This is a genomic window from Acinetobacter sp. YH12097 (genome assembly GCF_013419225.1).
GTDB classification, from domain to species: Bacteria; Pseudomonadota; Gammaproteobacteria; order Pseudomonadales; family Moraxellaceae; genus Acinetobacter; species Acinetobacter amyesii.
The window spans coordinates 1-10192 of sequence record NZ_VPAN01000061.1 but is presented as its reverse complement, the minus strand read 5'-3'; the positions used below and the strand labels follow the sequence as shown (position 1 = coordinate 10192).

8 protein-coding genes, 1 rRNA gene and 1 pseudogene are annotated in these 10192 nt (G+C 40.7%); 2 read left to right on the top strand and 8 right to left on the bottom strand.

Features of this window, described 5'->3' with window-relative positions:
• Positions 1-136: 136 nt before the first annotated feature.
• A pseudogene (locus FTU37_RS15580) lies at positions 137-469 on the top strand (NADPH-dependent FMN reductase); the annotation flags it as partial.
• 325 nt (positions 470-794) lie between these two features.
• On the opposite strand, the gene FTU37_RS15575 reads toward FTU37_RS15580, so the two are convergent.
• Positions 795-2084, bottom strand: coding sequence for a glutamate carboxypeptidase (locus FTU37_RS15575; protein WP_180124621.1), 1290 nt, complete (start codon positions 2082-2084; stop codon positions 795-797).
• A gap of 490 nt (positions 2085-2574) precedes the next feature.
• Positions 2575-2970, bottom strand: a complete 396-nt coding sequence (locus FTU37_RS15570; RefSeq protein WP_180124620.1) for a tautomerase family protein — start codon at positions 2968-2970, stop codon at positions 2575-2577.
• A 471-nt stretch (positions 2971-3441) separates the two neighbouring features.
• On the opposite strand from FTU37_RS15570, the gene FTU37_RS15565 reads away from it, so the two are divergent.
• Positions 3442-4482, top strand: a complete 1041-nt coding sequence (locus FTU37_RS15565) for a TauD/TfdA family dioxygenase (protein WP_180124619.1) — start codon at positions 3442-3444, stop codon at positions 4480-4482.
• 93 nt (positions 4483-4575) lie between these two features.
• Here FTU37_RS15565 and FTU37_RS15560 read toward each other — a convergent pair whose 3' ends face one another.
• From FTU37_RS15560 to rrf, 6 genes are all read right to left on the bottom strand, one after another.
• Positions 4576-5751: a PQQ-dependent sugar dehydrogenase gene (locus FTU37_RS15560; RefSeq protein ID WP_373686334.1), complete on the bottom strand. Its 1176-nt coding sequence runs from the start codon at positions 5749-5751 to the stop codon at positions 4576-4578.
• Positions 5752-6132: 381 nt separating this feature from the next.
• A complete protein-coding gene (locus tag FTU37_RS15555) occupies positions 6133-6444 on the bottom strand; it encodes an ankyrin repeat domain-containing protein (RefSeq protein ID WP_180107363.1) in 312 nt (103 codons plus the stop codon).
• 20 nt (positions 6445-6464) lie between these two features.
• The gene (locus FTU37_RS15550; protein WP_180124618.1) at positions 6465-7457 is read right to left on the bottom strand and encodes a DUF4268 domain-containing protein; all 993 of its coding nucleotides are present in this window, start codon (positions 7455-7457) and stop codon (positions 6465-6467) included.
• Between the two features lie 98 nt (positions 7458-7555).
• Positions 7556-8905, bottom strand: coding sequence for an aromatic acid/H+ symport family MFS transporter (locus FTU37_RS15545; RefSeq protein ID WP_180124617.1), 1350 nt, complete (start codon positions 8903-8905; stop codon positions 7556-7558).
• 407 nt (positions 8906-9312) lie between these two features.
• Positions 9313-9864 carry a DUF4256 domain-containing protein gene (locus tag FTU37_RS15540; RefSeq protein ID WP_180124616.1) on the bottom strand — a complete coding sequence of 184 codons (552 nt, stop codon included), beginning with the start codon at positions 9862-9864 and terminating at the stop codon, positions 9313-9315.
• Positions 9865-10077: 213 nt separating this feature from the next.
• Positions 10078-10192, bottom strand: a 5S ribosomal RNA gene (gene rrf / locus FTU37_RS15535).

Here is a 10192-nt window from a genome sequence, read left to right as displayed (position 1 = left end):
ACGTAATTTAAGGGTTTTCAAGTACTTATATTAACAATCAAAACTCAAGGAAAATAGTCCTTAGTTAAATCAAACGACACTTCATGTCGTGTCGCTTATATCTCTGACCTGAAGGACAGAGTTTTACCCTCCATTTGATAAAATCGCGCAAGGCGACGCATTTATTTTCATTAGCCCTGAATATAACCACGGCTACAGCCCTGCGCTCAAAAATGCATTGGATTACCTCGGTAAAGAATGGGGCGGAAAACCTGCGGCATACGTTAGCTATGGAGGCACCAATGGTTCACGTTCGATTGATCAAATTCGCCAAGTGGCAACTCAATTGGGCTTAATTGACAGTAATGCTGTAGTTGAAATTCGTGACATTTTTACACGTAATCAAACAGATAAATTCGAACCGAATGAATTTGACAACAAAGCGGTTAAAGCGATTTTCAAAAAATTACTGCAATATGTGAGTGCTTAATTGTTGCCGTTCGCGTGATAGATGCCGCCTTTTGTAAGTTCAGGCTTACATTATTTTCGGCAGATGGCAGCTATACGCCATGCATCATCCACGATAAAGTTAAAGCATACAGAGACAGGACGTCACTGAACATAAAACAACAATGATAAGACTAAGCAGGAAGCTTACGGTAGGACAGGAGTTATACCGCTAGAATGAATCTGAAAAAGCCTCGACAGGATGTCGGGGCTTTTTTCATTTCAAATGCTACATAAGAATAGCTCTAACATGAGCCACAACCAAACTCAGGGCAATGACTCATTAGATCTCATCCAATCGGATACGATTACTTTTTAGAACTCTCCACAATTAAACGCGTCACCAAGTACAAACGCGGTACGATAGAATCTGTCAAAATATATTCAGCTTTATCTGAATGTAATCCATCGCCAGACATACCGATTCCTTCAATGATCGCGGCTTTCGACCTAACCCCAGCAAAAGCGGCATCGGTACCACCACCCCAAGCGGTCGTTTCAACTTTCATCGGCAGCTTTAATTCGTTTGTGTAAATCTGCTGGGCTGTTGCGGCTAATTTTTTGGCTTGTGGACTGGCTTCTAAAGGTGGACGACGGACTTCAAATTTGACCTCGACCTGACTTTCCGCCAATTTTTTGGTTTTAACTTTTTGCTTCAAGGTTTTTTCCAACTCAGCAAAATCTTGTGGTTTTAAGGAACGAGCATCTGCCTGTGCTGTCGCATGGTCAGGAATCACATTTCGGGTTTTTCCAGCCGTCGCAACGGTCCAATTCAGCTTTAAACCCGTTTTCGGATTGGATAGATTTTCCAATTGTTGAATCTGAAAAGCCAGTTCTGTCAAGGCATTGACCCCTGCTTCAGGTTTTACCCCCGCATGCGAACCCCGCCCTTTAATATCTAAATAAGCCGCACCAATCCCACTGGTGGCTAACATCAAGCTTCCCTCTAAACCACCGGTTTCAAAGGAGAGGACAACATCCTGATTTTGAGCGGTATCCATAATCAATTGGCGCGAGCCGGGTGAACTGATTTCTTCATCTGAATTAATTAACACCGTAATGGTGCCGTAATCTTGGTACTTCAGCTTTTTCAGCATATCCAAGACATGAATCACTGCAGCAACACCCTGCTTGTCATCCAAAATACCTAAACCATAAGCTTTATTACCGTCTATGCGAAACGGTTGACCTTGTAATTGGCCCTTTTGATACACCGTATCGTTATGCGCCAACAACATAATGTTCGTTTTACCTTTGCCTTTTAGTACCGCTTTTACAATCGGCCCTGTCTGGTCTGGCGCACCATCGAGTTTCATGATGTCTTTGGGCTGAATCACGTTCACCTCAGCCCCTGTGGCTTTTAATTGCTCTGCGACCACCTTGGCAATCTGATTCAATCCCTCAATATCTTTACTGCCAGATTCAATATTGACCAAGGTTTTCAAGGTCTCTAAATAACTTTGCTTTTGACTTTCTGCAATTTTCTTAATCTCTTGTGGAGATGCTGCCCAACTTGCTGAAGCACTAAGCGCAATGACGCAGCCTAATGCGAGCTGAAGTTTTGATGTCGTCCGTTGTTGTGTAAGTGTTCTTAGCATCGATCTTATTCCCTGTATATTTTTCATTATGAATTTTTAATGTCTGATAAATTAGTTCACCATTCAACCAATTAATCGCAAAAATATGTAACACCACTGATAAGGCTTTTAGTCACTTCAAAACCAGCTTCCTGCTGTTTTAAAAGCGGTTTAGATCAATATGGATGCATAGATCTAACGGTCGAGAGCCTTAATGCTGTGCAATACATTGACGCGACGGACAGAATGATAATTTAGGTGTTGTACGTTTTGGCTTACATTAGATGCGGATAATAGACACTATTCACGTTATTGGATTACTTTTATATTAAGGTCATACAGCAACAGGATGTCACTGAACATAAAATAACAATGATAAGACAATGAGCAGGAAGTTTAACGGTAGGACAGGAGTTATACCGCTAGAATGAATCCGAAAAAGCCCCGACAGGATGTCGGGGCTTTTTTCGTTTAGGCGATGTGAAAGCAACATTCCATGTATTTGCACAGACTAAACATCGACCTGAAAACCTAAATCGACATCACAGGCGGCTTGACCACCTCGTATCCCCCAGTTTTCTAGTGGGCTTTCGCGTAAGGTAATGATGATATGGTCGGCTGGAATGCCAAATTCCACCAAATTTTGCACCAGCATTTGATATAACTTACGCTTGGTTGCTAAGGTTCGTCCCGCAAAACAATCGATGGTGATATGTGTAAAATGCTCAGGCTGCGTCAAATGATCAAACACCTGAAACCGATGTGGGGCATGCACTTGCAAACGTATATTGCGGTCATATCGAGGCAGCTGAAAACTCTGTTGTAAGGCGTCAAAGACAGCATTTATCAGCTGTTGTTCTTGTTCTATTCTGTATTGCATCCGTATATCGATTTGTGTTGCAGGCATGCGCGAAACTCATTGTTGTTATATCCATCACTACACTAACAGGATTTAGCGGCGTTCTGCTGTAGGCATTTACCTACAGCACTTGCAGTATTTACGCCTGTAGCCTCAACAGCAACGCGCCTATAGTAGGAACATACAAAGACAGGATGTCTTGCAATAAAAATAAATAATGCACATGCAGCAGGAACGCTGATCGGTATGACAGGAGTCATATCTTTAGAATGAATCTAAAAAGCCCTCGATAGGATGTCGAGGGCTTTTTTCATGTCATCATTCATTCAGCGATCACACTCTATTCGTCGAAAAATCGCAATTTATCAACAATACTTACATCGCAACAGTAAAACTGTACTTATAATCGGCAGAGAATTTAGACAGAATAACGGCTGCGAGTTCAGCAGCTCGAACTGTCAGCGCTTAGGGATTAGGCGACAACAATAAAAATTGAATTAAAAAATTAGAGAATGACCTATGCAATTGCAACAGCAACAACCGAATAGTTTTACCCGCATTTTTCATGCCGCTCCAGAACACAATAGCCCGCAAGATCTTGCACAATATATTGGCGCGCATCGACAAGAGCTTTTACAACAAATCCATGAAAATGGCATTTTGCTGTTCCGTGGTTTTAACATCGAGCAACCCGAACAATTTAACCAACTGATTGAACAATATTTTCAGTTTACGCCATGGAATGCATTTAACCCCAATATGCCCAGCTGGGTTGGATCTTGGATGCGAAAATACAGCGAGAAATTGCTCGGCTCTGGCGACTACCGTCGTTATATAGACCGCAACACAGTGCAATTGGGTCCAGTCGAAAACTCGGTACAAGGCCCGCATGTTGAAGGCGGCGTGCGCTCAGAACGCTCGCGTTATATCGCCTTATTTTGTCAGGAACCATCGACGTATTTAGCAGAAACAGGATTTAATAACTTAGAGCAAATTTGGGAGAATTTTCCGAAACATCTACAGGAAAAATATCTCGGCGCATGGAACCATTTTTCTTATGTCTCGGCGCGCGAGGTGGGATTATTTGATCGGTTATTGCTGAAAAAGAGCCCGTTTAGTTTAGAGATTCGACAAGATAAAAAAGCCAAACTGACCTTGCAGCGTTCGCCACTGGTGATTCATCACCCTGATACAAAAAAGCATGTGATTCAGCCGTGGGCTTTTGCCAATAATACCAATCCATTTGCCCATCAGGCGGCCAAAAATTGCTTTGAAAATCGCGGGGAGATTGAAATCGATTCAACGGCGGACGGCATGCAACTGACATGGGAAATTTACACGCCAGAAGGTCAACAAATTGAATGGAACGATGCCGAAAAGCAGCAATTTTTTGATGCGATGTATAAAGATGCACTGCTTTTACAGTGGCATAAAGGCGATGTTGCTATTGTGGATAATATTAAAATTGCGCATTGGCGGATGAATGGAGAACAAGGAAATCGTAAATTAATTCAAATTCAAGCCAATGCATTTAATGCCGATGAGCACTATGCGGCTTAGCTGACAGATTTAAAATTCGTGCAGGCCTGTATGTGAGAAGCCCCGTAGGGGCTTTTTTTTATTTTTTGAATTTTTTTGTTTATTTTTTAGCCGCTATTTTGGCTCAATTTTGAATAACCATGCTTTTTCACCGTCCTCAATCCCCCAAATGGCGCCATCTTTGGCCTCAATCAAGCCACGGATCCGCTGTTTCATATCGATGCGCTGGATTTCTGTTACTGGTTGATGTGCTGTGTCCACAATCACGATTGCTTGAGACGACAATCCGCCAATCAGCGCTTTATTTTTCCACAAGGGGAACTTTTGCCCTTGGTAGAACATCAAACTCGACGGTGAAATCACCGGTGTCCAGCTGATGGCAGGCGCTTCAAATTCAGGCCGTGTAAGATGATCAGGAATCGGTTGATCATCATAATGATCGCCATTCGACACATGTGGATAGCCATAGTTTTTCGCACGCTGCACGAGATTTAACTCATCACCACCTTTCGGTCCCATTTCGGCCACCCAAAGCTGCTGTTTTGCATCAAATGCCATGCCTAAAGGGTTACGGTGCCCGAAGCTCCACACTTGCTTTGCAACTTCGCCTTGGGTCTGAAATGGATTATCCGCAGCAGGTGTTCCATCACTATTTAAGCGCAGTACTTTACCCAAATTTGACTGCAGATCTTGTGCAGGATCAAACTTCTGACGTTCGCCCGAACTCACCCATAATTTTCCATCTGCGCCAAACTGCATTCGGTGTGAATAATGGCCTTGACCTTCTACTTTTGGAATTTGCCTCCAAATGATTTTTCGCTGTTTTAAACTTGGCGCAGCTTCATTGAGGTTTAATGTGGCTTTTTCGATGACAGCGCCATAACCGCCCTGTCCGGCTTCTGCATAGCTCAGATATATCTGATGATTATTTTCAAACTGCGGATCGAGTGCAATATCACCTAAGCCGCCTTGTCCGCCATAGGCAACTTTGGGAAGGTTTTTCACCTGTATTTTCTGCTGGTTTTGCGGATTAAAGATAATTAGCTGACCTTTTCTTTCAGTCAGCAATATACGGCCGTCTAAGAGCGGCTGGATGGCCCAAGGCTCATTGAATTGAGCGATTTTTTGTATTTTAAAGCGCTGTTCTTGCTGGATTTGTGCCGAATTTTGAGTTTGGCTTGGTGTTTGATCTTGTGCTGTAGTTGTGGTGTTTTCCGCATGGCATGCGGCTGTCATCAAGATGCCAACGATAAGGCTAGGCGTTCGAAAATATTGTATGCATTGTTTCATCTACTGTTCCCTTCCCTTTTATAATCATTTGATTCTAATCAATTAATCAGATGATTTTTCTTTGGAAAGGTAACAGAATAATTTTGTACGTTTTGGCTTACATGACATGCAGATAATTGCGGCTTTCCAAGTTTATGAAACAGGCCTAATCTACAGTTATCAGGAGACAGGAAGTTTCCGAAACATAAAACAATAACAATAAGTTTCTGCATCAGGACGTGAGATATGACAAGGAGTTGTATCTAGAACACGAAATACGAAGAAAACCCCGACAGGATGTCGGGGTTTTCTTTTTCTATCTATTAATTTTTTATGACCCATTAAAAAAATCCCCCAGATTCAGCTGGAGGATTTCACGATCATGATTTTGCGCAATCGGACTTAGAGGCTTTTGAGATATGCCACAACATCGTCATGACCTGCCATTTCTGCAAGTTCTAAAGCGGTATATTGGGTTTTGTGCTTTACATCTGCACCTTTGCCTACCAATAGCTTCACTACGTCTAAATAGCCGTTTTCTGCTGCTGCATGCAGTGCGCTGTAGCCTTCTTCATCGGCAGAGTTTACGTCTGTGCCATTCGCCAAAGATTTTTCGACTTCTGCAAGTTCACCTAAAGATGCCCAGTACACTAGCTCAGGCAGATGCAGTTCTTCATCGTCTTCAGGGATTGGGGAGAATGAGTTTAGTTTCATAATTCAATATTCCTATTAATTTACACAATACTATTTTTAGCTTTAACAATGTGTTCATTTACAGTTAATATTAATTCTTCCCTAAATTGCTTTTTCAAATCTAATAATTTCTCAATATGCCATAAGCGTATTTCTTCAAGTTTTTGCTCAGAATCTAAAATTGATCCATCTTTATAAATAGCAATTCGGCAAGCCCTTTTACCATCTAATATTTCCCAACAAATTTGTTCTGTAAATTTAGATTGATACATTTCTTTCTTGTCGATGAAATTTTGTAAAATACTTTCATTTATTTCCGCATCTGCTACATCGATATAAATTTCTGTTCTAGCTTTTCCTGTAGCCGTAAAATTTGCACCGTAATAAATGCCTTTAATTCCTGAAGAAAATGAATACCAGTTTTGTGGTTGCCCAACTTTCGCAGAAGTAAATTTATAATTTATACGTAAAGCATCAATTAATTTCTGGAAGTAATTTTTGTACATTTCTTCCTTACTACTCATTGATGTTGCCTGAATGCGATGTTTTTTATTTTTTTGCCATTCATTTGGTGATGCTACTAATTTAAATGTACAGGCTGGTTTAGATGAGTCAATTTTTATCACTTCAACAGTAACAGCAAAAAATAAAGTATCTGTATCTGTTTTCTGATTTAACCAATCTAAAGCTTGTCTATGTTCTTCTCTAATAGACTCAGCAATCCAAATAATTACAGATGCATCAAATCCAGCCGCATAAGTAAGCAACTTACCTAAATGATCATGATCCGTTTGATTTAATTGATTTTCTATAATTACTGTGTGTGTTGTACTTAAATCCTTAGCTAAAATATCTAAAGAAAAATCACCTACACTTGCTTCTCTATCTGTTAATTCTAAATCTAGACCTAAAGCATCACTTAACCTATCTAAATTTTCAGCAAGCCATGGGGTAAAATTTAAAGCCTCATGTAACCATATTTCCCGTAATGGAACTTTCGTTATTTCCCCAAATATCATTTTATCTTTTCTCATAACTTATTGACTAATTTTAATAATTTAATCAATTAACTAAAAATAAAGCAAATAAAAAAGCCCCCTTTCGGAGGCTTTTCTTTTTAAAGAATCACAACTTAAGCTTTGGCTGTAGATGCTTCTTTAACATCAATTTTATCACTGTCATTTTCATGCATGATCAATGCAACCGCAATCGCAGTAATCAGTACAGGTAAACCTACCGCCATAAAGTTGAAATGCGCAGGTAAGTTCATACCAAGCAAACCACCAATCAGAATCGGCCCTACAATCGCGCCCATACGACCAATCGCAGAAGACCAACCAATACCCGTCGAACGTACAGCAAGTGGGTAATACTGTGCCACATAGCTGTACAGCAGCATTTGCGAACCAATAGACGCAGCACCAGCCAAGAACACCAAGATGTATAGCAAGAACTGATTTGACTGGAAGCCCATCAAGCTCATCACAATCGCGCCCATCATACCCAAAACCATCAACACAGGTTTTAAATGGAAACGGTCAGCCAAAATACCACCGCCAACAATACCTACAACTGCGCCAACGTTCATGACCATCATGAACATTAAGCTGTTATCCATAGAATAACCGGCTGCCATCATCAGTTTTGGTAACCAGCTGCTTAGCGCATACATGGTCAATAGGCACGTAAAGAACGCCACCCAAAACAGCAATGTATTTACGGCACGACCACGGCGGAACAAACTCACCACGTTAGCAGCCTCAGGCACGCTTTCTTGCGATAAAGTGAACACTGTGTTTTCAGTCACTTTCACTTCAGGCGCTAAGCGCTTCACGATACTGCGAGCTTTTTCCTGTTTGTTTTCTTTCACCATAAATGCCAATGATTCAGGTAAGAATTTCCAAATGACAGGTAAAAGGAAAAGAGGAATACCCGCAATAAAGAACATGATTTGCCAACCAAAGTCAGGGGTGAACCATGAACCTAAAAGTGCCGCCATCACACCACCGACTGCATAACCACTAAACATCGTCGTTACCAGTGTGCTACGCATCTTCTGCGGCGCGTATTCAGACGTTAAAGCCACAAGATTAGGCATGACACCGCCAATCCCTAAACCAGCCAAGAAACGCAAAATACCAAATTCTGTTGGATTCGACGCAAAACCACCGGCAAAGGTCAAACCACTAAATAAAACAATACAGATCATGATGACTTTTTTACGGCCAATCTTATCTGCTAAAGAACCAAAGAACATGGCACCAAACATCATGCCTGCGAGCGCAGTACTGGCAAGCATCCCCGCTTGCATTGCAGTTAAGCCCCAGTCTTGCATCAATAATGGTAAAACCACGCCATTAATCGCTAAATCGTAGCCATCAAATAAAATAATCAATAAGCACCAAGCCACTACATTGAAGTGGAACGGGGTAAATTTAGCCTTATCGACTACAGAATTTATGTCTATTTTTTCCGTTGTCATCGTTCTCATCTCCCATGAGTACTTGTCCATAACATTCATTGAATTTTTAAGTAAAATTCAACAGCCACGGAATATACGGAACAGTAATTTCTAGGGATATTAGACGTATGTTTAATAAATCGAATTGCTTATAAGTGCATGTTAATTGTGTTATTTTTCATGTTTTAGTTTAATTACTCAACATTATCAATATATGATTATTTAACTGATTTTTTTAAATCATAATATCCTAGTTTTTAGGTCTAATTCTTCTATTCTTTCATTAAACTTCAGAACGACACACCATCATTTATTTCTATCTTTAGTTTAGAAAAATTTTAAATGTCTAAAAAACAAACGAAAATATATCTTTAGAAAAGTTCGTTTGAACACTCTAGATTGTTTTAAATACCTTGATAGCGCTGAGATTAAGCAATCACCAGCTTACAGCGAAATCCACGAGACGCATAATATGACTGTGCGCCATTATGGTAGCTAAATACATGATCATAACGTCGGTCACAAAACAGTGCCCCACCCTTTTGCCGAATATCCGCTGGCGTTACGATCCAACTCGAAGTCTTTAAATCGAAATGAAAAACTTGCTGTATCGCTCGATAGTCTTCTTCCGTCAGTAGCTCAGCACCGATGTCTCGCACCATATCTATAACGTTATTTTGGGGAGGATGATCCTTCCGATTCTCCAAGGCATCACGGTCATAGCACAAGTTTCTTCTAAACTTTGGCGACTCTAAGCTGCAATCATAAAATATCAGGTCATTAGATTGCTGATTCAGCATCACAATATCTGGCTCACCGCCTGTTTTTTCCATTTCGATTAAAATTTGTAGTTTTGAGGGCTGTGCTATCAATTGTTTTTTAACATCATCCCAAAGTAATTCTGGATGACGCTGCATATTTTCCTCAAAGCGTTGCTGCAATATCTCTAAAATAGAGACTTCATCAAGATCTTGGAGCATATGTACATCCTATTGTTTTTATACCTTGGAGACTGAACTTCACTATAAAGAATATAGGCTCACCTTGATGTAAATTTTTAGCGCTGTTTAGCCTTATTCTTTTAAATATCTCTCATTTCCCTATTTTATCCTGCTGCTTTTCTTCTTATTTTTCCCTTTTCTCCGACATAAAAAAACACCCCCTGACGTATCAGGGGGTGTTTTCGAATAATGAGCTGGCGATGACTTACTCTCACATGGGTAACCCCACACTACCATCAGCGCTAAGAGGTTTCACTTCTGAGTTCGGGAAGGGATCAGGTGGTTCACTCTTGCTATTGTCGCCAGC

Coding starts and splice junctions, on each gene's coding strand:
- FTU37_RS15575 (WP_180124621.1), bottom strand. CDS start 2,084: ATGCTAAGAACACTTACACAACAACGGACGACATCAAAACTTCAGCTC.
- FTU37_RS15570 (WP_180124620.1), bottom strand. CDS start 2,970: ATGCCTGCAACACAAATCGATATACGGATGCAATACAGAATAGAACAA.
- FTU37_RS15565 (WP_180124619.1), top strand. CDS start 3,442: ATGCAATTGCAACAGCAACAACCGAATAGTTTTACCCGCATTTTTCAT.
- FTU37_RS15560 (WP_373686334.1), bottom strand. CDS start 5,751: ATGAAACAATGCATACAATATTTTCGAACGCCTAGCCTTATCGTTGGC.
- FTU37_RS15555 (WP_180107363.1), bottom strand. CDS start 6,444: ATGAAACTAAACTCATTCTCCCCAATCCCTGAAGACGATGAAGAACTG.
- FTU37_RS15550 (WP_180124618.1), bottom strand. CDS start 7,457: ATGAGAAAAGATAAAATGATATTTGGGGAAATAACGAAAGTTCCATTA.
- FTU37_RS15545 (WP_180124617.1), bottom strand. CDS start 8,905: ATGACAACGGAAAAAATAGACATAAATTCTGTAGTCGATAAGGCTAAA.
- FTU37_RS15540 (WP_180124616.1), bottom strand. CDS start 9,864: ATGCTCCAAGATCTTGATGAAGTCTCTATTTTAGAGATATTGCAGCAA.